Origin of the sequence: Allokutzneria sp. A3M-2-11 16 (assembly GCF_024213555.1) — a bacterium.
Lineage (GTDB): Bacteria > Actinomycetota > Actinomycetes > Mycobacteriales > Pseudonocardiaceae > Allokutzneria.
The window spans coordinates 2,740,717-2,766,932 of the sequence record NZ_JANAVO010000001.1 but is presented as its reverse complement, the minus strand read 5'-3'; the positions used below and the strand labels follow the sequence as shown (position 1 = coordinate 2,766,932).

Here is a 26,216-nt window from a genome sequence, read left to right as displayed (position 1 = left end):
CGGCACACTGGCGTAGTCCTCTTGGTTTCTGTTGGCACATGAATCAAGTAAGGACAGAAAGGGCCTCGACATCAGTCGAGGCCCTTTCTCTTTCCCTGCGCCCCCTTAACTAAAGAGCAACAGGGACACGCGTTCACTCACACGGAGTATTTCACGTCTTCTTTTGCAATGCGCTTGCCATCGCGATGGGTATTAGTAATGTGGGTTCTGCCAACAGAAACCGCCGCAGAGGCCACCAGGTCTTTGCATGCCCTGAGGATGGGAACCCGCATGGCTGAGAAGCCGACCACAACCGCAACTCCGAAGCCTCAGAAGGCCAAGGAAGCTCCGAAAGCCGCTTCCGCAGAGAAGACCCCCGCTGAGGCTTCCAAGGGCAAGAAGGCCGTCACCATCCCGAAAGTGACCGATGCTCTGAGCACTCTGGCCACCCGGGTCAATGGCAGCAAGACCGGAAAGGACCTGATCACCAAGGCTGGGTTGACCGGCTGGGACATGCAGCAGGTGCCCATGGTGGCCATGCCGACCACTGGGCACTGTTCCGAGTGTCAGAAACCCGTGGGTGAAAGGCACGCGGCGGACTGTCAGATCGCCTTGATTGACCCGGACGAGAGCGGCATCCGGACTGTGGTCGAGGACGACACGAGTATTCCCGTGGCCGTGCCGGGGGTCTGGCAGCTGCTCTACCGCCATGACAGCACCGGTGCCGAGTGGATTCCGCTCGGAACTCCGATCACCCGGCAGAACCGCAAGTTCGTCACGATCGAGCAGCGGATCACCGTGTTGTCGGACATGGTGAAGGCCACCGGCAAACCCGGTCGCTGGCACGCCGCTGGGCTGCTGGACGGGCCTGGCGAGCAGTTCGCCAGCTTCCGGATGCCGGATGCGATCAAGGTCGGCGGGGTCGATGAGGTCGAGCTGCGGATCGTCCTGGTGAACAGCCTCGTCGCCGGTCAGCCGAGCCGGGTGCTGTTCATGCCGGTCCGCACGGCGGTCCCGACCACGCAGCGGGCCATCCTGCATGCGCCGAACGGCTTCACGCTCCGGGCCGATGGTGCCGATGGACCGACCGAAGCAAGTGAGGCACTGACAGCCGCCACCGCGTACTTCGCGGAGTTCGAGCACATGACTACCGCCATGCTCCAGGCTGAGTTCACCACTGGTGAGTTCGAGACGCTGTTCGACCACCTTTGGAAGCAGCCGAGCAATGACAAGCTCAAGACCGACTGGTACCGCAAGCGGGGCTTGCTGACTGGGCTGTTCGAGGGCAACCACAAGGCTTTTGCTCCGATCAAGAACACCAGATGGGCCGCCTGGCAGGCGGTGCAGGTGTGGACCGAGCACCTGACCGCCGTGGGCAGTGTGCTGGAAAACCCCGTAGAGCAGGCTGCCCTGTCCGCCTTGTTCGGGGAGGGCAAGAACGTGTCCGAGAAGGCATGGAAGACCTTGACGGCATAACCGCTTTCCCTCCGCAGGGGGACCGGCCACCTGGCCGGTCCCCCTGACCCGTTGCCCAAGGAAGTGGCCGATGCCGACGCGTGCCCCTCGACCGTGCACCGCCGTGGGATGTCCGGAGGTGACCGCGTCCGGCGGTCGCTGCCCGAGCTGCCGCAGCCGGGCCGACCGCTCGCGCGGCTCGGTGGGCGAAAGGGGTTATGCCGGTGCCCACCGCTACCGCTTCCGTGTCCGGGTACTGGCGCGTGATCCGATGTGCCGCTGTGACCTCACCGAGTGTCCGCACCACACCGGCCGTGCCTGCCCCCGTCCGTCCACCGTGGCCGATCACTGGCCGTCGACCCGCAGAGAGCTTGTAGCCCAAGGGAAAGACCCGCACAACCCCCGCCGTGGCCGTGGCTTGTGCGCCTCCTGCCATAGCCGTGCCACCGCCCGGGACACCAGGACCAGGGGAGGGTGGAACAGCCCGTGAGAGCCGTTCTCAGAGCCCTTTCCGGGCCGCTCCGCCGTTCTTCCGGTACCGGCCGGAGCCGTGCCCGCTTCACCGGTCTGGCACCCCAGGGGGGTGCCCCCGAGGCCGCACGGCAGGGAACCCGCCACTGAGGCCCACCCGGGTGCGGACAAGTTTCCGGAACCGCCGATCACACGTCGGCTGAGCCGGGCTTGCGCCGCTCCCGCTTGATCAGCTTGCCGACGCCGCGCCCCGACATCCCCGCCGCTGCCGCCATCTCCCGATCCGAGAGCCGCACGGCTTTTCCCTTGAGCATCAGCGCATTCTTGCGCTGACCCCACGCCTGTTCCTGCTCGGCTGCCTGCGTGATCTCGGCGAGAAGGTCGGCGCGCTCCCTCTCGGCCCGGGTGATGTCGTCCACCCACCGATGCTAACCCGGGTTCGCGGGCGCGAACTCAGTTCGCACCAACGGTTTTCGAGGAGGCCGGATGTATCACCCCACGGACCTGGTGACGATCGACGGCCAGCCGTCGTCACTGGAACTGGTTGCCCAACTCGCCGACGAGAACGCGCCGGTCATGCTCGGGTTCAGCCGAGGCAAGGACAGCCTCGCGAGTTGGCTTTTCCTGCGGGACCACGGGATCGAGGTCAAGCCGTACTTCCTCTACCACGTCCCCGGCCTGCGGTTCGTGGAGGAATCCCTCGCCGCGTTCGAGGAGTTCTTCGACACCGAGATTCACCGCTACCCGCACCCGGCGATGCTGAGGTGGTTGGCGCACTTCACGTTCCAGTCGCCGGAGCACCTGGCCGTGATCGAGGCCGCCGGGATGCCCGAGCCCACTTACGAAGAGGTCGCCGAGCTGATCCGTGCGCACCTCGGCATCCCGGGCGCGTGGAACTGCGATGGCGTCCGCGCGGCCGACAGCCCGAACCGTCGCATGGCCATGACCACCGCCGGACCGCGGCGCGATGAGGTTCGGAAGATCTCGATCGTGTGGGACTGGCGCGTGCGGCATGTTCGTGAAGCCCTTGCCCACCACGGGTGTCCGCTGCCGATCGACTACGAGCTGTTCGGGCGCAGCTTCGACGGATTGGACCGGCGGTTCCTCGAACCGCTCAAGCAGCACTGCCCGGACGACTACGAGCTGATCTTGTCGTGGTTCCCGATGGCCGAAGTGGAGATGATCCGTGACCACCTCGCCGCCGCCTGACGATCTGCTCGCCCGCCTGCAAGGCATGACCCCGGCCGGTGCTGCGCCGTCCGAGCCGGTTGACCTGCTCGCCGCGCTGACCGCCGACCGGCCGTCCCCGCGGCGTCGTCGCGACGAAGACGAAGAGGAGCTGGACGAGACGGCGAAGGGCTTCCGGGAACGCGCTCGCCGCGAAGCCGAGCGCTACCTTGCCGCCACGGATTCGGAGTACTGGTTCGCGGTGTGCTTCTGGACCGAGGCCGCCCGGGATGCGGTGCTGTCCGCGCTGAACGTCGATGCGATCGATGGCCGGTGGGTGGACGGCTACCGCCTGGCGGCCGAGCTGGGGATCACCATCACCGCGGACGAGGCCGAGCCGGTCGCCGAGCTGGACCCGCTCGCGCAGCTGCAAGCCCTCGCCGCTCCGGGCGGCGGGTTGTCGGCTGAGGATGTGCTGGCCGCGCTCAACGCCGAGCCGGTGCCCGATCCACTCGCCAGCGTGTCCTACACCGGTGACCTCGCTGTCGACGCCCGCGCCGAGCTGGACACGCTTGCCGACGCGTTCCGCGCGGCCAAAGCACGCCGCGACCGTCCGCGCCAGATCACCGACAGCTGGCTCTGGTTTGGCGTGGTGTTCCGGTTGCGCGCCGACAAGGACTGCTTCCTCCAGCGCGCCGGGCTAACCCACCTCGGGGACAAGTACCTCGACGGCCACGGCCTCGCCACCACGCTAGACATCCCGCTTCCTGGCACCGAGCACGGGAAGGAGGTGAACAGCGATGCGTAACGCGGTCGCACGCGGCCTTGCCCGCATCCGCAGGACCTTCAGCCGCCAGGCCGCCAGCTCCAGCGGCGGCAACTCCGGCGGCAGCCAGGTCAAGCGCTAACCGACTCGGTCGGAGGTGATCACCTTGGGCAAGCGGGGACCCGCCTCGAAACCCACAGCCCTACGCGTCCTCCACGGTGATCGCCCCGACCGAATCAACACCGACGAGCCGGTCCCACCACCCGCGACCATTCAACCGCCGGACTGGTTGTCCGCGGACGCCCGCGCTGTGTGGGACCGGCTCGCCCCCGGGCTGATCGCCAAGGGCGTGCTCACCGTCTGGGACTGCGACGCGTTCACCGTGCTCGTGGAAGCCCTGGCCCGCTACAAGAACGCCACCGCGTTGGTCAACGGCTCGCACCTGCTCGTGCAGGGCGCGGGTGGGTTGGTGAAGAACCCGGCGTTGCAGATCCAGGCCGAGGCCGAGCGGACCTTCCTCGCCTACGCGGCGAGGTTCGGGCTGACGCCCAGCGACCGGCAGGCGGTCAAGGCCGAGGTGGTCGCCGATGACACCAAGGGCGCTGGACGACTCCTCTCCTGATCGGCCACCGGTCTGCGGCCGCACGCTCGATGACCTCGTGTGTGACGAGCGCGGGGACCACTTCTGCCTGCCCCGGGCCGAGCATGCGCGGCTGTTCGCCGAAGAACTCTGCTGCCACACCAAGGACCGGTGGGCGCGCACGCCGTTCGTGCTCTCTACCTGGCAGCGTGAGGACATCGTCTATCCGCTGTTCGGTCGCGTTGTGTGGTCGACGGAGTGGCAGGGCTACATCCGGCGGTACCGCATCGCGTGGATCGAGGTTGCCCGGAAGAACGGCAAGTCCGAACTTCTCGCCTTCGCCGCGCTGTACCTGCTCGTCGGCGACGGCGTCGAAGGCGCGGAAATCTACGGCGCAGCCAAGGATAAGGAACAAGCCGCGAAGGTCTTCGACGTAGCGCGGAGGATGGTCCAGCTCTCGCCGATCCTCTCGAAGCGGCTGATCATCAAGGACCACATCAAGCGCATCATCGACCCGAAGACCGGCTCGTACTACGAAGTCATCGCAGCCGACGCCTCCGGCAACCTCGGCCACAACCCCTCCGGCGTCATCTTCGATGAGGTCCTGACCCAGCCGGACGGACGGCTCTGGGACGCGCTGCGCACCGGCATGGGCACCCGCGCCGAACCGCTGATGATTGCCGCGACCACTGCCGGAGACAGCGCCTCGGCCTTCGCGCGCACCGAACACGACGAGTTCGTGCGCATCGCCGAGGACCCCGACCGCGCACCGCACCGCTTCGCCTACGTCCGCGCCCTACCCCAGGACGCGGACCCGTTCGACGAGGAACTGTGGCACCTCGCCAACCCCGCCCTCGGCGACTTCCTGTCCATCCAATCGCTTCGCGAAGAAGCACTGGAGGCCAAGAACGACCCGTCGAAGGAGAACTCGTGGCGGCAGTACCGCTGCAACCAGTGGGTGCAGCAAGCGCACCGGTGGATGCCCATGCACCTCTACCAGCGTTGCACCGGCACCACCGGCCACACGCCCGGCCAGCTCCGAGAACTTCACCGCGGGCGCACCGCCTGGGCCGGACTCGACCTCGCGTCCAAGCTCGACCTCACCGCGTGGTGCACCGTCATCCCAGACGGCATCGACGGCGTGCCCTCCCTGCTGTGGCGCTTCTGGCTCCCCGAAGCCGGACTGGCCTTTCTCGATGAACGCACCGAAGGCAAGTTCTCTCGATGGGCCGAGCAAGGATGGCTGCACGTCACCGAAGGCGACGTGATCGACTACGAACGCGTCTACTCCGACCTCGCTGAGGACGCCGCACTCCTCCGCATCGTCGACGTCTCCTACGACGAATGGTCCGGCGAACCCGTCCGCGCCCAAGTCCAGAAGACCATCGGCGCACCGCTCTACCCCGTCGCGCAGACCTACCGAGGAATGACACCCGGCATGACCGAAATCATGGCCCGCACCAAAGCGGCGTCATGGTCACATCACAGAAACCCTGTTGCCGCGTACTGTTTCGACTCAGTCGAAGTGATCCACCCGGCCGGAGATCCAGACCTGCTTAGACCAGCGAAACCTGAACGGAACAAGACCGCTGTCCGCATCGACGCAGTCCCCACGGCTGCCATGGCACTATTGGGATGGTCACTACGCGGAACAAAGCCCAAGAAGTCCAGGGGAATGCTTGTTATGGGGTAGCGACGGTATAAGTGATTCCCAAGTCCTTTCGCAAAGCCTCGCGCAGCTTGATCATCGCCGACTCGACTTTATCTACCTTGACAGAATACTTCAGAATGTTCTCGGTGTAGACAGCGTGGTCATCGGGCATAAAGGAACGCAACACCAGCATGTCCAAGCAGGCGTCAAGGGAAATTCTAGCCTCCAGAACAAGCGGCTGAATCTCTTCCGACCCAAGCAGTCCGACACGTTGCGCAAGCTCCCCGGATCGCTTACTGCACTCTTCCATTACCGGCTCGGCATCCTCAAACTTCTTAATATACACCTCCGCCCTAGAGCCGACTTTAAAGGTATACGCCAGACCCTCCCATGTATCTAAGACTGCAAGCAGATCCCCATATGCATCCAGCCGTTTCTCGCTCCAATGCTTCCGCAAGTCATACTCGCGTTCCCGGCTAGCCTTCTCAGCCTCTCTACTCCACCTCAGATCCTCCCTTTCTTGCTCTCGCTTCCATCGGCGACTTTCGCGCCAGGAATTCACGAGCTGCCCCGCGACAACACCTAGGATTCCTAGGATTGCAACGACAAGCGTGAGCCAGGTTGGCGTTGTAGAGGAAGCCCCTTGCGCTACTGACATGAACAAATTCTAGCGCGCTTCGTCGTACCCCCTCACCGCAAGGAGGTAGAAGGATCGCCAATCTGTCGCAGCGTGAATGGGTTACCCGCCTGACTCAGCGCCATGACGCCGAGATTGCCCATCTGGAACACTTCGACCAGCACTTCGAGGGCGCACAGCAGCTGTCGTACATGCACCCAGCGCTGAAAGACAAGCTCGCAGATCGAGTGCGTCAGGTCATCGTGAACTGGCCGGAGCTGGTGATCGACAGCCTTGTTGCTCGGCTACGGGTGCTGGGCTTTCGTATCGGTGGCCAGGACAAGCGTGACGATCAGCTGTGGCGCGTGTGGCAGGCCAACGACCTGGACCTGTTGTCACAACAGGCAACCGTAGACGCACTCGTGATGGGGCGCGCGTATGTGATCGTCGGCTCGAACGAGGCCGATCCGTCACTGCCGCTGGTGACGGTCGAAAGCCCATTGCAGGTCTTCCACGAGGTTGACCCGCGCACGCGGAAGCTTCGCGCGGCGGTGAAGCGGTGGACGGACGACGCTGATTCCGTTGGTACGGAACAGGTCCAGTGGGCGACCCTGTACCTCCCTGACCGCACAGTGACCTTGCGGGCGGCGGACGGCGCGACGTGGGAAGTGGTCCAGGAGGACGTCCACGAGCTTGGCGTGGTGCCGGTGGTGCCGTTGTTGAACCGGCCGCGGACGTTCCGCAAGGGCAAGCCGCTGGGTGTCTCGGAGATCCGTTCGGTGATCCCGTTGGCGGATGCGGTGTGCAAGCTGGCTACGGACATGATGGTGAGCGCGGAGTTTCACGCTTCGCCGCGTAGGTACGCGTTGGGGTTCACCAAGGAGGACTTCACCGACGCGGACGGCAGGCCGCTCACGCCGTGGGAAGCGGTGGCCGGTGTCCTGTGGGCGAGTGAGAAGAGCCCGAAGGAAGACGGCGTTGCGGTCGGACAGTTCCCTGAAGCCAGCTTGACGAACTTCATCGATGCCATCGGGTTGTTCGCCCGCCTGGTCGCCGGAATCGCCGCGCTGCCACCGGAGTTTCTGGGTGAGCTGACGGCAAACCCTGCTTCGGCGGATGCGATCCGGTCGAGCCGTGAGCGGTTGATCATGCGGTGTCAGGACAAGCAGCTGGCGTTGGAAAACGCGTGGGAGCAGGTGATGCGCCTAGTGCTGCTCGTGCGCGACGGCGTAGTTCCGCCGCAGGCGTACCAGATGGAAACGATGTGGGCCGACCCGGCAACGCCGACGTTCGCGGCGAAGGCCGACGCGGTGGTCAAGCTGCACGCGGCGGACCGGTTGTTGCCTCGCCGGGCCGCGCGGCGGGAGCTGGGCTACTCGCCCGGTCAGATTGCGGACATGGAGGCCGAGGACGCCGAAGCGTACACGCGCGCGGCTGATCCGGCGTCCGCGTTCGGGCCGAAGTTCCTTGAGCCGGAGGCGCCCGCCGGTGATGAGGACGAGTTCGCCGAGGGCGCGTAGGCGTGGCTCGTCAGCTGATCACGCCCGCGCAGCGCCGCTTGTACGAGGCGCAGCAGCGGATCGTCCGGGAGGTTGTCGAACAGCTTCAGCGGCTGTGGAACGAGATTCCGGCACATGAGTTGGCGCGGCTGTGGCCGATGTTGGGGCCGCTGCTGGTGGAGATCGTCGCGGCCGGGCAGCGAGCGGCGGCCAGCTACGCCGCCCGTGCGGTGAAGGTGGTTGCCGCTGACGGTGCGCCGGTCGCCCAGAAGCCGGCCGAGCTCGTTCCGGCCGCGTTCGCCGGGCTGGCCGTGGACGGCCGCTCGCTGCTGTCGCTGCTGTGGCTGGCGGTGGATACCGTCGTGCGGGGCCTGGTGGCAGGGGTTGCGCCGAGCGAGGCGCACGCGGCGGGGTTGCACCGGCTGCTGAGGTTCGCCTCCGGCGAGGTTGCTGACACGGCGCGCGTCGCGATGCACGCGGCCATGGCGGCGGATGACCGGATCGTCGGCTATGAGCGGGTGGTGGTGCTGCCCGCGTGCGGGCGGTGCGTGATCCTCGCCGGGCGGGTGTACCGGTGGAGCGAGGGATTCGACCGGCATCCGCAGTGCGACTGCGGCATGCAGCCGCTGACCGCCGAACAGTGGCGCGACCGACCGCGCCGCGACGCCCCGCGCGAGTTGTTCGAGGCGATGACGCCCGCCCAGCGGAAGAAGGCATTCACCAAGGGCGGCTTGAAGGCCATCGAGGCCGGGGCGGACATCGCGCAGGTGGTCAACGCTCGCCGCAGCATGTACAAGATCGGGAAGTTCACCGCGACCCGCGACGGCACGACCGTGCGCGGCAACGCGGGCCGCCTGCTCGGTGAGCACCGCAAGCAGGGCGGCCGATACCGCCGCTCCACGCGCCCCAGGTTGATGCCCGCTGAGGCCGTGAACCGTGCGAGCAGCCGCGAAGAACTCGTCACCTGGTTGCGCAACGCCGGGTACATGCGCTGAACCCGCTGTCCCGCAACACATTTCGTTGACATCCGGTACGGGAGTTGCCCCGGTTGCCGGGGTAGCACCGTGCCCTCAACAACCAGGGGGAACTTGTGATCACCATTCCGGGCGGTTGCCGCGTCGGCTTCGCCAGCCACGCCGGGGTTCACGAGCGCAACGCCGACGCGGTCGCGGTGCACCACTACCGGCCCGCCGTTGCAACCGCGGTCGCGCTCGTCGACGCCATCGGCACCGACGCCAACGCGGTCACCCTCGCCGGAGTCGCGGCCGAGGTCGCCACGCGCGTGGGCACCCGCAAGGGCGCACTCGCCGGACTGCTCGCAGCCTCGGAGCTGTGCGTCGATCCGACGCGCGAGTACCCGAGGGAGGATGCCGCCGCGGTCGTGGCGGTGGCCCGTCCCAGTGGAACCGTGGTCATCGCCTGGTGCGGAAACTGCCGCGCCTACGCCCTGGACGACTCCGGGCGGCTTCGGCCGGTGACCATCGATCACACGCAGGCCGAGCGGCTTCGCGCTGCCGACCTGGCCGATCACATCACCCCCCGGCACACAGCCACGCTCACGTGCTCCCTGGGCCTGGCCACGGTCGGCACGGTCGGAGTGACCGAAGCCGACGCGCCGGTGATCCTGCTCGCCTCCGATGGGCTGTTCACCGCGCTGCCGGAGCAGGAGTTGCACTCGATCGTCTCCGTGCACCGTGCCGACCCGCAGGGCTGCGTCGACGAGCTGATCACGGCCGCGCTCGCCCGGCACGCGTTCGACAACCTCAGCGCCGCAATCCTGATCCCCTAAGCCCGATTGTCCTTGGGAGGAAAGAACATGACGACCCCAGCCGCCCCCATCGAAGGAGAGGACCAGCCGCTTCCACCGGACGGTGAGGCGACTCCCGAGCCAAGTACGGACGGCGAGGCCGGTCACGTCGAGCAGCACCAAGAGCAGCCGGACTACAAGGCGCTCTACGAGCAGACACAAGCCCAGCTGGCGAAGGCACGCACCCGGGCACGCAAGGCACGGACGGAACAGGCTGCCGAAAACGAGCAGCAGACGGCAGAGGATGACGACGCCGACAAGGTGCGGCGTCGCGCCGCCCGCGCGGAGGAGCGCGCGGCGACACTCGTTCAGCAGCTCGTGCGCGCCGAGGTCCGCGCCGCTGCCTCCGACTGGGCCGCGCCGGACGACGCCTACCGCTACCTCGACGACCTCAGCGCCTACGCCAACGCGGACGGCGAGATCGACACCGACGCGATCACCGCCGATGTGCACGCTGAACTCCTGGCCCGCCCGCACCTGCGGCGCTCCACCGGGCCGCGCCCACCTGCGCCGGACCTGTCACAAGGGGCGCGCGCCTCCGGTGCGGTCGGCGCTGCCGCGCAGATCCGGGAGGCCGAAGCGCGCGGCGATTGGGCTACCGCCATCTCACTGAAGAACCAGCGTCTGGCCGAACTCGCCCGTGAACGCCGTTGACCTTCGAGCACTGTCCAGAAAGGACGGTCTGTGCCTGGAATCGCAGCAATAGCAAACACGTTCAACACCCCGAACTTCGTCGGGGAGCTGTTCGCCTTAACTCCGGCGGACACGCCGTTTCTGTCCGCGATCGGCGGACTGACCGGCGGCAAGCGCGCCACCGCGACCCTGCACCAGTGGCAGGCATACGACCTGCGCGCACCGGAAGCCAACCGGCAGCGTGTCGAGGGCGCGCCCGCTCCGCCGCCGGAGTCCCGGGTTCGCTACAACATGCACAACGTGGTGGAGATCCACCAGGAGAGCGTGGGCATCACCTACACCCGGCAGGCCGCCACCGGCCAGTTCGCCGGGACCGGCTCCGCGCACCCGCATCAGGCGGCCGTGGGCGGCACCAACCCGGTCGCCGCTGAACTGGACTGGCAGACCCGGCAGGCGCTTACCCAGATCGCCCGTGATGTCGAGGTCTCCTTCATCACCGGCACGTTCCAGAACCCGGCCGACAACACCAAGCCGCGGCGTACCCGGGGCATCCTGGAAGCCACCACCAGCAACGTCATCACCAACTCGACCCCGAAACCGCTCACCGAGACGATAGTCCTCGACCTGCTCCAAACGGTCTGGACCTCCGGCGGCATCCAGAACTCCGAGACCGCCACCCTGATGTGCAACGCGTGGCAGAAGCGGATGCTGACGACCATCTTCATCACGCAGAAGAACTACCGCGAGCAGTCCCGCAACGTCGGCGGCGTCGCGCTGACGACGATCGAAACGGACTTCGGACGCCTGAACATCGCGCTCAACCGCCACTTTCCGGCCGATGTCGTATCCGTGCTCTCGCTGGACCAGTGCGCGCCGGTGATCCTGGAGATCCCCGGCAAGGGCTTCCTGTTCTCCGAACCCCTCGGCCGTTCCGGCGCCTCCGACGTCGCCCAGATCTACGGCGAAATCGGCTTGGAGTACGGCAACGAGAAGGCCCACGGCAAGATCACCGGCCTGACCACCGGCCCTGTACCACCGACTGCCTGATTGGAGGGTGCCGTGTGAAGTTCATCAGCACGAAGTACCCGAACCTCGTCGTGCATGACCTCGGCGTGACGTTCGATAACGGTGAAGCCGAGGTCGCCGACAAGACGACTGTGGAAGCCCTGCGGAAGCTTCCGGCCGAGCTGGAGGTCCGCGCGGTCGGTGGGCGCCCGCCGCAGAAGGATTCTCCGCGTACATGACGGGTGCCGGGGGTGAGCGACCATGACCTCACCCCCGGCCCCCTTGGCCTCGGTCGCGGACGTGCTCGCGCGCACCGATCAAGAATTCAACGACGCTGAACGCGCTCGAATCGCCGTGCTGTGTGCGGACGCGACCGCGATTGCTCGCAGCCGTGTTCCGACTATGCCGAGCCCTCCGCCCCCAACTGCGGTCGGCGTGGTGGCTGCGGCGGTGCTTCGAGCGATGGACACGCCACCGGAGAACGTCCGGGCAGAGGCCGTGGGCGGGCACTCGCGCACCCTGGCGCACGAGGGTGGCGGGCTGTACTTCACTGACGCCGAGCTGGACTTGCTCAAGCCCGTTTCAGCCACGAGCAACAGGGGTGCGTGGTCAATCTGGACGGTGTGAGATGCGGCTTTCACACTAGCTGGCTTCTCAAGGCAACTACATATCCGACGCATGTCCTACTCGTATGCTCGACCACTTCCGCGATAGCATCCACGTGAACGCTCAATCCAACGCTTGCCTCCCACCTTATCTGTAGGTGGCGGTGGTATAACGCGTTCAACATCCACTTCGGCCTCGTTAAGACGATGGACTCGGCGCCCAAGGCAGTCGTAAGCATAGAACCGCCCTCCTGCTTCATTGAGCAACAGTAGAAGAGTCGAATTTTCCGAGTTTTGTCCCCCCTGCGATGGGTCGCCGAAAATTGAATGAGGGCGCCTAGCGGATTCTCGCCATCGAACTTCAACAAGGGCATCACTAACCCCAATGAGTATTAGTCGATGACTTTTTATGCCATGGTCACGCAGATTTGCCGCACCCTCCTCAATCCACCCCTTGAGCATCGTCGCAGAAAACAAGATAACAGCGGGGATAAAGAGAAGGATGGCCATCTTTTCAAGTTCGAGCCGTCTAGCAGCCAGCCAGAGTATTGCAATCACCAAAGACAGGAGCGTGCCCACCAATAGTGCGCCAACAAAGCTACTGGAACCCGTGAGGCTCACTGGAGTGATCCCCAGGCCGTCAATCGCATATGCGACCCCCAAGTAGAGCAAAGGCCCGCCAGGCAGTAATAGCAGTGGCGAGACTCGCCTCTTGAACTTGGCCTCGATTGCTCGGGACACCGCAATGGCATATGTGACACTAAGGCAGCAAACCATAAGCGCAACGAAGCCGACAACAAAAGCAACCGGGGTTACCCGAAGTAGGGCGCTAATCCTGTCAATACCAACCTGCTCCGGCGTCACCCTAAACTGTGCATAAAATCCATCTTGCACGTAGTAGGCCAGGGCGTAGCACAATGCGGAAATGAAAACCGCAACGCTGCCAATCTCAGTGAGTGACATGTTCAGTTTTCTTACTTCCTGAATCTCGACCTCACGCTTCTTGTGAACCCTAGCAATAGATCTCAGTTGCCGTGACAACGCCCGCGCCATTTATCCAGCCTCCATAAAAATGGAAATTTGCAGTGAGTAGCTTAGGCAGGGTGAGGCGGCTTCCATGCAAAAATGTAGTCTTCCACTCGAACGAGCGATATGCGCCTTCCGCATGAGCTGGCGGTAATCACGCCTATCGAGGTACCTGACGAATACGGCAACCCGGTGCCGCGCCTGGTGTTCACCCCCGACTCGCCCCGGCGTGTGGTTCGCGGTTACGTGCAGCCGGACGGCTCGGCGGAGCACACGCAGCCTGGGCGGAGTCCGGTCACAGCGCGCCGGAAAGTCTTCACCCGTGCCGTGATCGACGCGCGGGAACGCGTCGCATGGGACGGGCGACTGTTCCAGGTTCACGGGGACCCCGAGGGGTGGAAACGACGCGGTGGTGCGCACTACTGGGTCACGCTGACGGAAGTGGAGGGGTGATGGCCGAGCTTCGTCTTGACTATCAAGGGATCGGCGAGATTCTGCGATCGGATGCGTTGCAGGATGACGTGCGCGACGCGGCCGAGCGAATTGCCGCGCTCGCCCGCGCGGAAGGCCACCGGGTCGCGTCGGGGTCGCCGGTCCCCATCGATGTGTTCGACGATCCGGGATCGGATCGGGCAGGCGCGACGGTGGCGATTCAGCATCCGTCCGGCGTGGGGCTGCAGGCGCATCACGGGATTCTGACCAAGGCGGCCGAAGCGATCGGCTTGGAGCCGGAGGGCTTGGAGACGTGAGCCGAGCACCGGTTCCGGTCGCACCGGATGCCGCTGCCGTGGTGGTGATGCTGCTGCGAAGTCTGCTCGCCGGACGGGCTGACCGAGTGGCCGAGAAGGTGCAGGTGTCCACCGAAATGGGCCGCAACCCCGAGGGCGGTCCGCCGTCGCTGCCGTGGGTGCTGGTGCGCGATGACGGCGGCCGGTGGGAGTGGCCCGCTGTGGCGTCGGCGCTGGTGCGCTTGTCGGTGTGGCACCACAACGAGCGGTCAGCAAAAGCCTTGTGCACCTTGGCGTTGACCTTGCTGGCTTGTCACGAAGGCGGCGGCGGGCTGATCGTGGTGGACGCGCTCGCGCTTCCAGCTGCGGGGACCGATCCGTACACCGGCGCTCCGTTGGCCACCGCGTCGTGCACAGCATTCCTGCGCGCCGGATTTGTTGACAGGTAAGCCATTTACTGATTCTTGCGCTGCTGCGCGAAGTGTTCTGGAGGTTGTATGTCGGTTAACCCTGGTCTGGTCCGGGTCCCCGGGACGGGCGGGGTATCGCTGGCTCCGTCCGGCACAGCGGAACCGGCTGACGCTGCGGTGCCGTTGGCGGCGCCGTGGTTGGGGCTCGGGCTGACGACGAAGGACGGCGTCACGTTAAAGCGCTCGGTGGAAAAGGAGGGCACCGAGCATTGGCAGCAGGTCACGCCAGCGCGGTTCATCTACACCGGCCACCAGTTCACGGTGGCGGCGGTGTTCCAGGAGTCCAAGCACATCGTCCTGAGCGCTTACTTCGGCGGGCTGCGGTTCGCCGAGACGGCGGCCGGGTCGAAGAAGTACCGGGGAGTCATCTCGGCGACCCCACGCAGCGACATCCGGTCCCTGGTCCTGAATTGGGTCGATCAGGTCAGCGACACCGAGGTCTACCGGCACCGGCTGTGGTTACCGCGGTGCGAGGTCACCGAGACCGAGGAAACGAAGATCACGCGCGCGCAGGAATCCCAGTGGGGTATGACCTTCGCCGCGCTCGCCCCGCCGGACGGGGACACGCTGGCAGTGTGGCTGACCGACGATCCGGCCGTGTTGATGCCCGCTCCGGCCGACAAATGAAGTCCTATGTGGACAGTGAGGGTATGGGATGAGCAAGAAGCAGCGGGCGGAAGCAACGGACGCGCCGTCGCCCCCGGCGGGGAAGTCGGTGGCCTGGCGCGGTGAGGTCTTCGACCTGCCGACGCCGGAGGAATTCCCGTTGGATGCGTTGGAGGCTGAGGAGGACGGCAAGCCGTTGACGGCGCTGCGGTTGATCCTCGGCGAGCAGTACCCCCGGTGGCGTTCCCTTGCGCGCACGGGAGCGGATGTGCAGCAGTTCAGCGAGGCGGTTACGGCGGCGCTGGGCCTGGGAAACCGCTGACGGTCGCCCGCCTGCTGGCGCGCGAGGACACCGCCTCCGCGCTGGAGGCGGACTTCCTGCGTTGGTTCGGCGTCGATTTGCTCGACCTCTACCGGGGCCGGTTGTCGCTGCGCCGGGTGTGCCTGCTCGTGCAGCACCTGCCGATCGAAGCGGCGGTATGGCGCACCGAAGATGCCCCCGGACCGTGGTCGCGGACTGAGGCGTTGCTGTTCGCGGTCGAACGGCGGGTGACCGCGTTGTGGGCGACCGTTTCGGCCGCGTTCGGCGCTGAACTCGGCAGCGAGCAGCTTGAACCTCCGATTGCCGTCCCGGGCTCCGAGCCCGCCGCAGTCGTCGACCAGGCGGAGGTGATGCCGCTGCGCGAGATCGCCAGGTGGATGCGCGGAACCTGAACGCACGGCCACGAGGGGTGATGCCCCGTGGCCACAGTCGGGCACGCCTACCTGAAGGTCCTGCCCTCGTTGCGTGGGCTGGCACGGTCGCTGCGCGAGGAGATCAACGGCGCCGAACGGGCCGCGCCGCCGGTCACGGTGCACGTCCGGGTGCGCAAGCACAGCTTCGCCAGCGTCACGAAGGACCTGGGCGCGCTGGTGACGCGGATGGCCGCGTTGAGCTTGGCCACCGCCGGAGCACAGGCAGCCACCGGCGCGTTGCTCGGCCTGGCCTCGTCGATCTCCAGTGCCGCTGGCGCAGCGGCCGTCCTGCCGGGTGCGCTGTTGGCCGGACAGGTCGCGGCGGGCACGCTCAAGCTCGGCCTGGACGGTGTCTCCGACGCGCTGTCGGCGATCGCCGAGGGCGATGCGGAGAAGTTCGCGGCATCGCTGGCGAAGTTGGCTCCGGCCGCACGGGAGACCGTGTTGGCGGTGGCGGGGTTCAAACCCGCTTTCGATGAGGTCAAGCAGTCGGTTCAGCAGAGCCTGTTCACCGGGCTCGGCGCGGAGGTTCAGGCGCTGGGCTCGGTCTATCTGCCGATGCTGCGCGCCGAGCTTCCCCTTGTCGCACAGGGGTTCAACGCCGGTGCGCGCGGTGTGGCGGAGTTCGCGCGCCAGGGACAAACCGTCGCCGATGTTCGGACGCTGATCGACAACACCGCTCGGTCGTTATCAGCGCTGGCTCCGGCGGGTGCGTCGGTGGCGCAGATCCTGCGGGATATCGGCGTGGTCGGCTCGGAGTTTCTGCCGGAGCTGGCGGGCGGGTTCGCTGGGGCGGCGCAGAGCGCAGCGGCCTTCGTCGCACGGGCGCGGGAGTCCGGGCAGCTGGCGCAGTGGATGGCCACCGGCTTGGACGTAGTGCGCCAACTGGGTGTGTTGCTGGGCAACCTCGGTTCGATCGTCGCCTCGGTGTTCCGGGCAGCGTCGGCCTCCGGCGGCGGGTTGCTCGCGATCCTGATCGAGCTGACCGGGCAGCTGGCGGCGTTCCTGCGCTCGGCCGAGGGGCAGCAGGCGCTCAACACCTTCTTCGCCTCAGCTGCCGAGCTGGCGCGGATGCTGATGCCGCTGCTGTTGGAAATCGGGAAAATCCTGGCCACCACCGTGGTTCCCGCGGTCGTGGCCTTCGCCCGAGGCCTACTCAGTAGCGGCGGTCTGCACGCGCTGCTAACCGCTGTCGGAGACGCGTTTCGGCTGCTGTCACCGGCTGTCGAGCCTGTGGCCCGTGCGCTGGGGGCGGTACTTGCGGCGGTCGCGCCGCTGTTGCCCCCGTTGGCGATGCTGGCCTCGCAAGTGCTGACCGCGATCGCGAACGCGTTGATGCGCATCGATTTCACACCGCTGATCGACGCGCTGATCCGGTGTATCCAGGCGGCAAGCGAGCTCGCCGAACCGTTCGGGCGGCTGCTCGGGTTGGCCGCCGCGTTGTTCTCCGCGAGCCTGCCCTTCCTCGCTGACAGCCTCGTCCTGGTCGCCGATGCCGTGAGCTTCTGTGCCGGGTTCCTTCAAGGGTTGATCGAGGTGTTCGACGGGTTGCTGGCTGCGGGACGCTGGCTTGCCGATGGGCTGGGCAACGTGGCCAACTGGATCTCCGAGCGCTTCTCCGAACTCAAAGCGTGGGTGGGGCGCAAGCTCGATGAGATCGGGCAGTTCTTCCGCGAGCTGCCCGGAAATATCCTGCGCTGGCTCGGCAACGCTGGTGAGTGGCTGGTTGGCGCTGGACGCGATCTCATCCACGGACTCATCCGGGGTATCAAGGACGCCGCGAGCTGGTTGTGGGGTGAGCTGAAGCGGCTCGCCGGAGGCGTGGTGGACACCGTCAAGGGCTGGCTCGGCATCAAGAGCCCGTCACGGGTGTTCATGGGCCTGGGCCGACAAGTGGGCGCGGGGTTCGCCCTTGGCATCGGCCAGTCCGCGCCCTTGGCGTTGGAGGCTGCTGCCGACATGGCCGCCGATGTCGCGCGCCGTGCCCGTGTGTCCGTTCCGACCACGCCGGCCACTCGCACCCCGGCCACGGCTGGAGGCGACGCGGAGCGGGTGACCATTCATGTGCACCCGCGTGCCGAGCACTCCGAACTCGACGTCGCCACGGCGGTCAGCCGACAACTCGCCTTCACCGGGAGGTCGTGATGCGGGTCCGGTGGCAGCTCAACGGCATCGAGTTCAACGGCGGCATGGTCAACGGGGCCGAGTACGTGATCACCCGGGAAACCGGGTGGTCCGGCTCCGCCCCACCCCCGGCCGACGACGGCCAATCCGAGCCCCGGGTGATCGAGCTGGTCGGCCAGGTCTACGCGCAGGACTGGGAGGCACGCCGTCGCGCTGAACACCGGCTCGCCGCGCTCGCCCCCGGAACCGAGCTGGTGGAACTGCGGTGTACCGAGGAAACCGGCGACCTGCTCACCCTCGTGCGGCGCGCGGACGCCACGCTGGTGGCAATTCGGCGCGGCGGGTACGAGCTGGACTTCAGCCTCCACCTCTCCGCCCCGGACGCCCGCAAGTACGCCACCACGTGGCGCCGCAGTGAGACACCCCTCGCCGACGACGGCGGCGGCTTGGACTTCGACACCGACGGGGGTGCGGACTTCGAGACCGGCGGCGGACTGGACTTCGGCGAAGCAGCCTCCACCGGCCGCGCCTCGATCACCAACAGCGGCACCGCGCCGACGCCACCCGTGCTCGAACTTCACGGACCGCTCGTCCCGCCGGTGACGATTTCCCGCCCGGACAACGGAAGCAGGCTCACCTACCTCGCCCCGATACCGGTCGGCGAGACGGTCGTCATCGACGTGGGCGCTGCCTCGGTCCTGCTCGACGGCCACACCAACCGCCGCTCTGCCGCGGTCGTGCACGACTGGGACGCACTCCAGATCCCCGCACTGTCCACTGTGGATTTCGCGCTGGCGCACACCGCCGCACCAAACCCGACCGCGCGCCTGGTCGCACGCGCACGCGATGCCTACCACTGACCGAGAGGAGGGCGCATGCCGACTCCTCAACCGGGCCTCGATCCGTGGGCAGTGCAGAAGAAGATCGGCACCCGCGATGCCCGTTACGCGCTCGGCGCGCTGCTCGGCCCCGCCCCTGGCGGACCGCTGGCGTGGACACTGGGCGTGCTGCCGTCGATGTCGGTCGGCGGTCAGCTGGTCGACCTCAAGGTCTACCCCGACACCCCCACCCCTTCGTTGTCGCTGCGGGTGCAGGCCGGTCAGGCCGTGCTCGTCCGCCCTGGGCAGGGGCCGTATGTGTGCACGCTCGACCAGCTCGGTCGCGTCACCCTCGATCCGGCCGACTCCTCGCACGCCCGGATTGATCTGATCGTCGCGGTGATCACCGACGAGCGCATCGGCGATCCCACAACGGGATTCGCGGTGTTGCCGATCACCGGCCGCCCCTCGGCGACGCCGCAGCTCCCGCAGGTTCCAGACGGCGCGCTCGTGCTCGCCGAAGTCACGGTCGGAGCGAACGTCACGCAGCTCACCAGCGGCGCGATCCAGGACCGCCGCAAGGGCGCGGCGATGCGCACCGGCATTCACGTGCCCTTCCCCGGAGACCAGGCAGCCGCGGGCGGCGCGTTCGGCGGCCAGGTGCGCTTCCGCAACGGCGGCTTGGAGTACTGGGACGCCACCGCCAACCTGTGGAAGGGCACGCACCGGCTGGAGACCTTCGAGCAAACCGTCATCGCCGAGACCAGCGGGCAGACCGGCGTGACCCCGATCGCGACCATGGTCATCCCCGACCCCGGCTATCCCTACCGGCTCGTTGTGCACGGCTCCGCCGAACTGACCAGCCGGGACTGCCGCGCCGACTTGCAGACGAGGCTGTTCACCCCGACCGGGCAGATCGTCGGCGTCGGAGTCGGCGCATTCAACGCAGGCGCCTGGGTCAGCACACAGGTACGCGCTACCGGTGTGATCACCGGCTCCCACTCGCTCTACCTGTGCGGTTCCCGGATCTACCCGGAGTCCGGCACCTGGGGCAGCGCCCCGCACAACGGATCGCTATTCGCCCTGCGCATTCCCGCCTGAACCCGGGAGGTGGCATGGCTGCCCCCTATCGGACCGTCGTCGGACACCTGCGCTCCGGGCACATCCTCGCCGACCTCCCGCGCAGCACCACCACCGAGTACACCGACACCCTCAACGACACCGGCAGTGCCCGCGCCACGATCACAATCGCCGATGTTCCCCCCGAGCTGGACGTGTTGGCCCTGCTCGCGCCGTGGCGGCACTACCTCGCCATCCTGCGCGGAACAGCGGTGCTGTGGGCCGGTCCGATCATCCCGCGGCGTCGCGCTGCCCGCTCGGCCGTGGTGGAGATCAACGCCTCCGGGCTGTACGCGGTGCTAGACCGCCGCCTGGTGGCGCGGCACGGGCCGTGGGAGCTGACCGACCCGCGCGCCGATGTGCACCTGACCTACCGGTCGCTTCCCGGGATCGCCTTGGAGCTGCTGAAGATCGCCACCGAGCGACCGGACGGGGACCTACCGCTCGTGCTCTCGCCGGTGAACACCTTCGGACAGCACGAGCGGCGCTTCTATGGCTACGAACTCGGCACCGTCGGTCAACGCCTCCGCCAACTCTCCACCGTGGATGGCGGGCCGGACGTGCACTTCGCACCGCGCCTGCACCGCGACGGCGACCGCATCGAATGGGCCGCGCGCATTGGCGAACCGCACCTGAACCAGCGCGGACAACGCTGGCACTTCGACGCCGGAGCCGGGCTGCTGGCGTGGGGCTGGGACGACGACCCGTCCGTAATGGCCTCCCGCATCCTCGTCTCTGGCGACGGCATGGAACGCGGCCGACAGATCGGCGCGGCCACCGATGACACGCTGACCCGGGCGGGCTGGCCGGTGCTGGACCGCGTGATCTCCGATCACGGCAGCGTCCGCGAACGCTCCACCCTCGACGGCCACGCCCGCGCCTACCTCGACGCCTACAGCACCGGCATCACCGCCGAGACCTTGACCGTGCGCGCCGACCGCGAACCGCTCCCGGGCAGCTACCTCGTCGGTGACGTCATCGCCGTCACCCCACGCCCCGACCGCATCACCCCAGCGGGCACCCGCACCCGGCGCGTCCTGTCGATCACCCGCCGATCCGCCGGTCCCGACGTCCTTGACCTGACCGTCGCCCCGGTCCCGTCATCGCTGTAATCGTTGCTGCGCAAGGAGACCCGTGGGTATCACCAGCCAACCCGACACCGATCTTGTGGAACGCATCCGCCGTCTGGAAACCCGCGTCGAAGAACTCTCACGCGGCACCTTGGCCAACGCCGTGGTGTCGGACGGCGGGATCACCATCCGCGACCTCGGTGGGCTCCAACAGCTTGACCGCGACGGGGAGACGACGTTCTTCGTCGGCGGACGCGACGGCTCTTGGGCGCGGCCGGACGGCTCCCCTCAACCGGTCGCCTTCATCGCCGATGATCGGGGAGCCTGGCGCATCGGGGTTCTCGACCCCGACCCACAGGAGAACGGCTACCGACAGTTCGTCGCGCTGTGGGACTACTCCGGAAACATCATCGTCAGCGACGAAGTCAACAGCGGGCAGGGCCTAGCACGGCCGCTGATCCCCTCCTCCGGATTCCGGCCCATTCGCGCGATGGACATGCCGAAAACCCAGTCGACAACGTGGGAAACGCTTCAGTGGTCCTGGCACCACAAGCAGCACACGAACATCGGCGTGGTGATCGGCGTCGGCGGCTACGGCGACAGCGTCGGGGAAGCCCGGATCGTCGTCGGCGGCGTCCAGTACGGCGAGACCGTGACCAGCCCTCCCGGTGCGTTCCGCTACGCCCACGTGAACTTCCGCATCCCGGGCGATCACGTGTCCGCGCACTGGATGGAGCTGCAAGCCCGACGCGCCAGCGGCGCCCACGACATCGTGGCCACCGCGCACGGCCCCGTCGGCGGCCACATCTAGCCCGAACCCCGATCAGTCGCCGCAGTTTCCGCAGCGACTGTTTTCGTTGTTCCACAACACTTTTGGAGGCATCACCTGGACCTGTCACTACTGCCCTCGCTGGGCGTGACCGGTGCGCTCGTACTGGTCATCGTCTACCTGCTGACCTCCGCACACCGCGACCGCGAGCACTACGTCCGCGCCCTGTCGGTGCGCGATGCCGAGCACTCTGCCGAACTCGCTGCCGGACGCGCCAACCACGCAGCCGACATCGCGCGCATGGACGGCCGACTCGCCGCCCTGGAAGCGCGGCTACGGGAGGTCGAGTCCGAACTCGACTCCGAACGCGCCCGCCGCCGCGCAGCCGAAGACGCCGCCGCCGAAGCACGCCGTGCCTCCGAGACGAGCGGAACCCGTTACCCAGAAAGGAACTCATGACCTACTCGCTGACCTGGATGCCCGGCGCGCTGCGGGATGCCGGGCTCCGGGTCGAGGAAGTCGGAGGCTGGCAGAACCGAGGCCACGGCGGCATGCGGGACGTGCGCGGGGTCCTGCTCCACCACACCGCCGGACCCGCTTCCGGAAATCTCCCGAGCCTCCACACGCTGATCCACGGGCGCCCCAAGCTGCCAGGACCGGTGTGCAACCTGGGCCTGGCCCGGGATGGCACCTGGTACGCGGTCGCCGCTGGTCGCGCCTGGCACGCCGGAAACGGGGTATGGCCCGGCATCGGCCGCGACAACGGCAATGACCACTTGATCGGGGTTGAGGCGGAGTCCACGGGCAGGGGCGATTGGACCCCGGCTCAGCTGGAGAGCTACCCCCGCGGCGTCGCCGCTCTGCTGCGCCACCTCGGACGCGGCCCCGGCTGGGCCATCGCCCACAAGGAATGGGCGCCCCACCGCAAACCCGACCCGGCCGGATGGCCCGGCGACATGGACAGCTTCCGCGATCGCGTCGCGGACTACCTCGAAGGAGACGACTTGCCCTCTGCGGCTGATGTGTGGAACCACCCGATCGCTCACCCGCGCAAGCCCGAGATGGTCCTGCCCGCCTGGCAGTGGCTCGCCTACGGCAACGAAGCCTCCTGGCTCGCCGCTGACGGCGCCTGGTGGGAGCGCCCCGAACCCTCCCACGCCAACCCCGATATTCCCGTGCGGCGCTTCGACTTCCTGCGGTTCGTCGACTCCCGCACCGTCCACATGGAACAGCAGCTCGCCGAGATGGCCCAGCGTCAGCAGGAGATGGCCGCCACGCTCGCCGCACTCGCCCGCCGCACCGCCGCTCTGCCGGACATCCCGACCGGCACCGTGTCCCTCTCGATCGACACCAGCAACTAGAAGGAGAACCCTTTGACTGACAACACCTCTCGCCCCCGCCCGCTGCGCCTCACCGCGTCGATCGTCGGCGGTCTGCTCGCCCTGGTCTCCGGCCTCGTCGGCTCCGGCCTGATCACCGACGTGCAGGGCTCGGCGACCACCGGCGCGATCAACGCCGCTGTCGCGCTGCTCGCCGCGTTCGGCGTCGCCGTCGTCGGCGAGCGCCGCGTCACCCCCGTCGCCGACCCGCGCGACAGCGCAGGGCAGTCCCTGCTTCCCCTCTCCCGCAACGACATCCACTGACCGCCAGCCGCCGAAGAAGGGAGGCTCCGCCTGCCCGACAGCTCACCGCGACGCGAGCGGATGATCACCCAGAACCGCCGCGCCCGACAGTCCGACACCTACACCTTCAGTCTCCCCGCCTGGGCGGGAAGACTGCCGGACGGCCGCACGTACAACACCTGCAAGCAGGCGGGAATCTGCGCGCGATTCTGTTACGCCAGAACAGGGACCTACCGGTTCCCGCAAGTGCTGGCCAAGCACGAACGCACCCTGACGCGCATCCTCGACGACCTGCCGCAGTGGCAAGCCGACATGACCACCGAACTGGCCGCGCCCCGCTACCGGGGCGCGGCCCTGCGCGTGCACGACTCCGGCGACTACTTCAGCGACGCCTACCTCTCGGCGTGGCTGGACATCGCCCGCGCTCACCCGGACGTGCTGATCTACAGCTATACCAAGGAAGTCAGCCGGTTCCGGCGAGTCGTCGAACCGGACCCACCTCCGAACTTCAAGTGGGTCTACTCCTACGGCGGCCGTGAGGACCACCTCCTCGACCCCGAGCGGGACCGCGTGGCCGACGTCTTCCCGACCGAAGCCGCCATCACCGAAGCAGGCTGGCACTCCAACGCCGCCACCGACCGGGCAGCCGTGGAAGGCCCATCTCCGGTCGGGATGGCACAGAACAAGATCCCGCACCTACAGCGGGCCATCGGTGGCGCAACGTTCCGCGAGTGGCAGCTGAACAAGCAGCGAGGTGGCAATCCAACCGCCATGACGACGAGCACGGCCGCCCGCTCGTGCTCGTCCGAACGGAGGGAGACCTGACCACGTGAACAAGGCGATGGTCGACCCGAGATTGGTCCTCGGCCCCGACGAACTGGCGGCAGCACGCGCCAACGTCGCCGCCGCCCCGCCACTGTCGGCCGCGCAGGTCGATCTCATCTCGGACCTGTTCCGGCCCATCGTCCGACAGTTGCTCGTCCAGTACGACCGGACAGTCCGCCACCCCTGAATAACGATGGTCCCCGGCTCCCTCAACGGGGGCCGGGGACCATTTCGGCGTATCCGGGTCAGGCGACCGCCACATCCAGGCCACCGTCCTCGGAGGCGATGAGGAAGCCGGGGTCGATCGTGTCGGTGTCCAAGCGGTTCACCAGCCGACGCGGGGTCTTGTAGATGCGCGGGCGCATGATCGTTCGCAGGATTTCCCGCTGCGCGGCGATGTCCAGTCCGAGGAATGCCTGACGCGCGCCCGGCCCAATGATGTCGGTCAGCAGCGGCGGCAGCGTCGCGCGCTGGGCGCGTTCCTCGGCCTGCTCGATCCGACGCGTCAAACCCGCCTCGATCTCGATGAACGATGCGCGGGTGACCCGGCCCGCGATGGCGTCCTGGCGCCAGCCGTCCAGCTCCGCGCGCAGCTGCTTGGCCTCTTGCAGCGCGCTCTGCGACTCGCTCAGGTCCGCGTCGAGCCGGAACAGCTTGGCGGCGTCGGTGCGCTCCAGCATCAGCAGCGCCTGCTCGGTCAGCCACGCGTCCAGCAGGTCCTGATCTCGGGAGACACAACGCCCGGCCCGGCAGAGGTAGCGTCCGCCCTGCCGTGCCGAGCGGGTCATCGGTGACTCGCACTCTCCGCACAGCGCGATGCCCGACCACCACCACTTGACCCGCGTGCCGTCCTTGTTCCTGTAGCGATTCGGGTCGTTGTAGCGGGCCGACAAGATCGCGTGATCGTCCGGGCTGATGATCTCCTTCCATTGCACCTTGCTCGGCACCATGACCTCGGCGCCGGACTCATCAACGACCTTGGTCATCAGCACGTCGCCGTGGTGCTGTCGCAACCCGGCGGCGGGCCTGCTCAACATGATGTTCTTGACCTTGGTCTCATCCCACTTGCTCGGGAACAGGTACGGCACCTTCTCGCGATTGAGGTCCCGGGCGATCGCACGCGGCGTGTCCCCGGCCTGTCCCCTCGCCGCCACGGTCCGGGCCACGTCCTGCTCGGCAGGATCGAGCTTGGCCAGCAGCCCATTCCACTCGCGCTCGTGCCGGTACTCGTTCAGCACCTTGCGCACCAGGCGCGCGTCCCACTTGCGATCACGCGCACACGGCACGCCATCAGCGTTGAGGTCGAGGGCGATCCGCGCCAACGGCTTACCCTCCAGCCCAGCGTCACGGATGCGCCGCACGACCCTCGCCTCGTTCTCCTCGATCACCCATCCCAGCGACTCGCCGGTGTCCGGGTCGTACACCGACCGGTACCCGAACGCCCGACTACCCGCGTGCTTGCCCGACCGTGCCCGCTTCCGGACACCACGCCGCACATGGTCCGAGATCGCATCCGACACCCCCTCGGCATCCACCGCGTCACGAAGCGTGTCTCTGCGATCTCGCGCGTTGGTCATGTCGTAGATCCGACCGCCATACGCCCAGAACGCGCCCATCTCTTTCAGAATGCGGCGCAGCTTCGCGTAGATCTCGATGTCGCGTTGAGCGCGACCGGACTCGAACGTCCACAACAGGTTCGCCTTGCCCTGGCGAAGCATGTCCAGCGCACGTTCGTAGTCCGGCCGCCCCTCCGTCGCGTACACGCTGGCCGACAGGTGGTTGTCAGTGAACGTCCCCGCGTCTTCGATGCCGTGGTCCTCGAAGAACTCGTTCCCCTCGTCCTCCTGACTCTCCACCGAGATGCTGTTCCCGAAGCGGTCCTTCGAGGCACGCAGGTACTTCACACCCACATAGCGGACGTCGGCACCACGCATCGCACCACCCCGTTTTGCGACGTTCCTCCCGTTTGTCATGCTTAGGAGCCTAAGAGCGAACGCAACATTGGGGGAGTTGAGAGCCCTCAATGACTCATTCAGGGCCTTCCAGTGCACCAATCGCGGCATTGGCGTT

General features: G+C 67.1%; 32 protein-coding genes. 28 read left to right on the top strand and 4 right to left on the bottom strand.

All coding sequences use genetic code 11. The annotated features are described in order from the left end of the window. The first annotated feature begins 270 nt into the window (after positions 1-270). Entirely contained in the window at positions 271-1,455 is a 1,185-nt protein-coding gene (locus NLX83_RS13820) for a DUF932 domain-containing protein (RefSeq protein WP_254235225.1), read from the top strand. Between the two features lie 638 nt (positions 1,456-2,093). Here the strand turns inward: NLX83_RS13820 and NLX83_RS13815 are convergent. Beyond that, entirely contained in the window at positions 2,094-2,324 is a 231-nt protein-coding gene (locus tag NLX83_RS13815) for a hypothetical protein (RefSeq protein ID WP_254235224.1), read from the bottom strand. Positions 2,325-2,391: 67 nt separating this feature from the next. Between NLX83_RS13815 and NLX83_RS13810 the strand changes: the two genes are divergently transcribed. The 4 genes from NLX83_RS13810 to NLX83_RS13795 all read left to right on the top strand — a co-directional run bounded on the left by NLX83_RS13810 (position 2,392) and on the right by NLX83_RS13795 (position 6,111). Beyond that, the gene (locus NLX83_RS13810) at positions 2,392-3,114 is read left to right on the top strand and encodes a hypothetical protein (protein WP_254235223.1); all 723 of its coding nucleotides are present in this window, start codon (positions 2,392-2,394) and stop codon (positions 3,112-3,114) included. Beyond that, complete coding sequence (locus NLX83_RS13805) at positions 3,092-3,880, top strand: hypothetical protein (protein WP_254235222.1); 789 nt, start codon at positions 3,092-3,094, stop codon at positions 3,878-3,880. Before NLX83_RS13810 ends, NLX83_RS13805 begins: the two co-directional genes overlap by 23 nt. A 124-nt stretch (positions 3,881-4,004) precedes the next feature. Beyond that, positions 4,005-4,460 (top strand): phage terminase small subunit P27 family, encoded by a 456-nt coding sequence (locus tag NLX83_RS13800; protein WP_254235221.1) that lies wholly within the window; start codon positions 4,005-4,007, stop codon positions 4,458-4,460. 37 nt (positions 4,461-4,497) lie between these two features. After that, positions 4,498-6,111, top strand: coding sequence for a terminase large subunit (locus NLX83_RS13795; protein WP_254235220.1), 1,614 nt, complete (start codon positions 4,498-4,500; stop codon positions 6,109-6,111). Here NLX83_RS13795 and NLX83_RS13790 read toward each other — a convergent pair. After that, the gene (locus NLX83_RS13790) at positions 6,101-6,727 is read right to left on the bottom strand and encodes a hypothetical protein (RefSeq protein ID WP_254235219.1); all 627 of its coding nucleotides are present in this window, start codon (positions 6,725-6,727) and stop codon (positions 6,101-6,103) included. The genes NLX83_RS13795 and NLX83_RS13790 overlap by 11 nt on opposite strands. Before the next feature lie 53 nt (positions 6,728-6,780). On the opposite strand from NLX83_RS13790, the gene NLX83_RS13785 reads away from it, so the two are divergent. From NLX83_RS13785 to NLX83_RS13755, 7 genes are all read left to right on the top strand, one after another. Further along, positions 6,781-8,205 carry a phage portal protein gene (locus NLX83_RS13785; protein WP_308209326.1) on the top strand — a complete coding sequence of 475 codons (1,425 nt, stop codon included), beginning with the start codon at positions 6,781-6,783 and terminating at the stop codon, positions 8,203-8,205. A 2-nt stretch (positions 8,206-8,207) separates the two neighbouring features. Then, positions 8,208-9,179, top strand: coding sequence for a VG15 protein (locus NLX83_RS13780; RefSeq protein WP_254235218.1), 972 nt, complete (start codon positions 8,208-8,210; stop codon positions 9,177-9,179). A gap of 95 nt (positions 9,180-9,274) precedes the next feature. Continuing rightward, complete coding sequence (locus tag NLX83_RS41850; protein WP_254235217.1) at positions 9,275-9,973, top strand: PP2C family protein-serine/threonine phosphatase; 699 nt, start codon at positions 9,275-9,277, stop codon at positions 9,971-9,973. Positions 9,974-10,000: 27 nt separating this feature from the next. Next, a complete protein-coding gene (locus tag NLX83_RS13770; protein ID WP_254235216.1) occupies positions 10,001-10,645 on the top strand; it encodes a hypothetical protein in 645 nt (214 codons plus the stop codon). Positions 10,646-10,675: 30 nt separating this feature from the next. Next, on the top strand, positions 10,676-11,671 hold the full coding sequence (locus NLX83_RS13765; protein ID WP_254235215.1) for an SU10 major capsid protein: 996 nt from the start codon (positions 10,676-10,678) through the stop codon (positions 11,669-11,671). A gap of 14 nt (positions 11,672-11,685) precedes the next feature. Then, on the top strand, positions 11,686-11,868 hold the full coding sequence (locus tag NLX83_RS13760; protein ID WP_254235214.1) for a hypothetical protein: 183 nt from the start codon (positions 11,686-11,688) through the stop codon (positions 11,866-11,868). Positions 11,869-11,890: 22 nt separating this feature from the next. After that, entirely contained in the window at positions 11,891-12,256 is a 366-nt protein-coding gene (locus NLX83_RS13755; protein ID WP_254235213.1) for a hypothetical protein, read from the top strand. A 56-nt stretch (positions 12,257-12,312) separates the two neighbouring features. Here NLX83_RS13755 and NLX83_RS13750 read toward each other — a convergent pair whose 3' ends face one another. Next, positions 12,313-13,287, bottom strand: coding sequence for a hypothetical protein (locus NLX83_RS13750; protein WP_254235212.1), 975 nt, complete (start codon positions 13,285-13,287; stop codon positions 12,313-12,315). Positions 13,288-13,386: 99 nt separating this feature from the next. Between NLX83_RS13750 and NLX83_RS13745 the strand changes: the two genes are divergently transcribed. The 16 genes from NLX83_RS13745 to NLX83_RS13670 all read left to right on the top strand — a co-directional run bounded on the left by NLX83_RS13745 (position 13,387) and on the right by NLX83_RS13670 (position 24,333). Then, the gene (locus NLX83_RS13745) at positions 13,387-13,713 is read left to right on the top strand and encodes a phage head completion protein (RefSeq protein ID WP_254235211.1); all 327 of its coding nucleotides are present in this window, start codon (positions 13,387-13,389) and stop codon (positions 13,711-13,713) included. Then, entirely contained in the window at positions 13,713-14,009 is a 297-nt protein-coding gene (locus NLX83_RS13740) for a hypothetical protein (RefSeq protein ID WP_254235210.1), read from the top strand. Before NLX83_RS13745 ends, NLX83_RS13740 begins: the two co-directional genes overlap by 1 nt. Then, on the top strand, positions 14,006-14,437 hold the full coding sequence (locus tag NLX83_RS13735; protein ID WP_254235209.1) for a hypothetical protein: 432 nt from the start codon (positions 14,006-14,008) through the stop codon (positions 14,435-14,437). Before NLX83_RS13740 ends, NLX83_RS13735 begins: the two co-directional genes overlap by 4 nt. A gap of 48 nt (positions 14,438-14,485) precedes the next feature. Then, a complete protein-coding gene (locus tag NLX83_RS13730) occupies positions 14,486-15,085 on the top strand; it encodes a phage tail tube protein (protein WP_254235208.1) in 600 nt (199 codons plus the stop codon). Between the two features lie 28 nt (positions 15,086-15,113). Further along, positions 15,114-15,386, top strand: a complete 273-nt coding sequence (locus tag NLX83_RS13725; RefSeq protein WP_254235207.1) for a hypothetical protein — start codon at positions 15,114-15,116, stop codon at positions 15,384-15,386. After that, on the top strand, positions 15,302-15,778 hold the full coding sequence (locus NLX83_RS13720; protein WP_254235206.1) for a hypothetical protein: 477 nt from the start codon (positions 15,302-15,304) through the stop codon (positions 15,776-15,778). The genes NLX83_RS13725 and NLX83_RS13720 overlap by 85 nt, the downstream gene beginning before the upstream one ends. Before the next feature lie 27 nt (positions 15,779-15,805). Then, entirely contained in the window at positions 15,806-17,944 is a 2,139-nt protein-coding gene (locus tag NLX83_RS13715) for a phage tail protein (protein WP_254235205.1), read from the top strand. Then, positions 17,944-18,783 carry a phage tail domain-containing protein gene (locus NLX83_RS13710; RefSeq protein ID WP_254235204.1) on the top strand — a complete coding sequence of 280 codons (840 nt, stop codon included), beginning with the start codon at positions 17,944-17,946 and terminating at the stop codon, positions 18,781-18,783. Before NLX83_RS13715 ends, NLX83_RS13710 begins: the two co-directional genes overlap by 1 nt. 15 nt (positions 18,784-18,798) lie before the next feature. Next, positions 18,799-19,842 carry a hypothetical protein gene (locus NLX83_RS13705; RefSeq protein ID WP_254235203.1) on the top strand — a complete coding sequence of 348 codons (1,044 nt, stop codon included), beginning with the start codon at positions 18,799-18,801 and terminating at the stop codon, positions 19,840-19,842. A 14-nt stretch (positions 19,843-19,856) separates the two neighbouring features. Beyond that, on the top strand, positions 19,857-20,972 hold the full coding sequence (locus tag NLX83_RS13700; protein WP_254235202.1) for a hypothetical protein: 1,116 nt from the start codon (positions 19,857-19,859) through the stop codon (positions 20,970-20,972). A gap of 22 nt (positions 20,973-20,994) precedes the next feature. After that, the gene (locus NLX83_RS13695; RefSeq protein WP_254235201.1) at positions 20,995-21,741 is read left to right on the top strand and encodes a hypothetical protein; all 747 of its coding nucleotides are present in this window, start codon (positions 20,995-20,997) and stop codon (positions 21,739-21,741) included. Positions 21,742-21,846: 105 nt separating this feature from the next. Further along, positions 21,847-22,158, top strand: coding sequence for a hypothetical protein (locus NLX83_RS13690; protein WP_254235200.1), 312 nt, complete (start codon positions 21,847-21,849; stop codon positions 22,156-22,158). Next, positions 22,155-23,060, top strand: a complete 906-nt coding sequence (locus tag NLX83_RS13685; protein ID WP_254235199.1) for an N-acetylmuramoyl-L-alanine amidase — start codon at positions 22,155-22,157, stop codon at positions 23,058-23,060. Before NLX83_RS13690 ends, NLX83_RS13685 begins: the two co-directional genes overlap by 4 nt. Before the next feature lie 12 nt (positions 23,061-23,072). Continuing rightward, on the top strand, positions 23,073-23,342 hold the full coding sequence (locus tag NLX83_RS13680) for a hypothetical protein (RefSeq protein WP_254235198.1): 270 nt from the start codon (positions 23,073-23,075) through the stop codon (positions 23,340-23,342). Between the two features lie 60 nt (positions 23,343-23,402). After that, positions 23,403-24,146 carry a GP88 family protein gene (locus tag NLX83_RS13675; protein ID WP_254235197.1) on the top strand — a complete coding sequence of 248 codons (744 nt, stop codon included), beginning with the start codon at positions 23,403-23,405 and terminating at the stop codon, positions 24,144-24,146. A gap of 4 nt (positions 24,147-24,150) precedes the next feature. Beyond that, on the top strand, positions 24,151-24,333 hold the full coding sequence (locus tag NLX83_RS13670) for a hypothetical protein (RefSeq protein ID WP_254235196.1): 183 nt from the start codon (positions 24,151-24,153) through the stop codon (positions 24,331-24,333). A gap of 58 nt (positions 24,334-24,391) precedes the next feature. On the opposite strand, the gene NLX83_RS13665 is transcribed toward NLX83_RS13670, so the two are convergent. Next, positions 24,392-26,080 carry a recombinase family protein gene (locus NLX83_RS13665; protein ID WP_254235195.1) on the bottom strand — a complete coding sequence of 563 codons (1,689 nt, stop codon included), beginning with the start codon at positions 26,078-26,080 and terminating at the stop codon, positions 24,392-24,394. Between the last annotated feature and the right edge of the window lie 136 nt (positions 26,081-26,216).

Bases quoted from the DNA above. Each gene is read 5' to 3' on its own strand.
- NLX83_RS13820 (WP_254235225.1), top strand. From the start codon at position 271: ATGGCTGAGAAGCCGACCACAACCGCAACTCCGAAGCCTCAGAAGGCC.
- NLX83_RS13810 (WP_254235223.1), top strand. From the start codon at position 2,392: ATGTATCACCCCACGGACCTGGTGACGATCGACGGCCAGCCGTCGTCA.
- NLX83_RS13790 (WP_254235219.1), bottom strand. From the start codon at position 6,727: ATGTCAGTAGCGCAAGGGGCTTCCTCTACAACGCCAACCTGGCTCACG.
- NLX83_RS13770 (WP_254235216.1), top strand. From the start codon at position 10,001: ATGACGACCCCAGCCGCCCCCATCGAAGGAGAGGACCAGCCGCTTCCA.
- NLX83_RS13755 (WP_254235213.1), top strand. From the start codon at position 11,891: ATGACCTCACCCCCGGCCCCCTTGGCCTCGGTCGCGGACGTGCTCGCG.
- NLX83_RS13750 (WP_254235212.1), bottom strand. From the start codon at position 13,287: ATGGCGCGGGCGTTGTCACGGCAACTGAGATCTATTGCTAGGGTTCAC.
- NLX83_RS13745 (WP_254235211.1), top strand. From the start codon at position 13,387: ATGCGCCTTCCGCATGAGCTGGCGGTAATCACGCCTATCGAGGTACCT.
- NLX83_RS13740 (WP_254235210.1), top strand. From the start codon at position 13,713: ATGGCCGAGCTTCGTCTTGACTATCAAGGGATCGGCGAGATTCTGCGA.
- NLX83_RS13730 (WP_254235208.1), top strand. From the start codon at position 14,486: ATGTCGGTTAACCCTGGTCTGGTCCGGGTCCCCGGGACGGGCGGGGTA.
- NLX83_RS13725 (WP_254235207.1), top strand. From the start codon at position 15,114: ATGAGCAAGAAGCAGCGGGCGGAAGCAACGGACGCGCCGTCGCCCCCG.
- NLX83_RS13710 (WP_254235204.1), top strand. From the start codon at position 17,944: ATGCGGGTCCGGTGGCAGCTCAACGGCATCGAGTTCAACGGCGGCATG.
- NLX83_RS13705 (WP_254235203.1), top strand. From the start codon at position 18,799: ATGCCGACTCCTCAACCGGGCCTCGATCCGTGGGCAGTGCAGAAGAAG.
- NLX83_RS13700 (WP_254235202.1), top strand. From the start codon at position 19,857: ATGGCTGCCCCCTATCGGACCGTCGTCGGACACCTGCGCTCCGGGCAC.
- NLX83_RS13685 (WP_254235199.1), top strand. From the start codon at position 22,155: ATGACCTACTCGCTGACCTGGATGCCCGGCGCGCTGCGGGATGCCGGG.
- NLX83_RS13675 (WP_254235197.1), top strand. From the start codon at position 23,403: ATGATCACCCAGAACCGCCGCGCCCGACAGTCCGACACCTACACCTTC.
- NLX83_RS13665 (WP_254235195.1), bottom strand. From the start codon at position 26,080: ATGCGTGGTGCCGACGTCCGCTATGTGGGTGTGAAGTACCTGCGTGCC.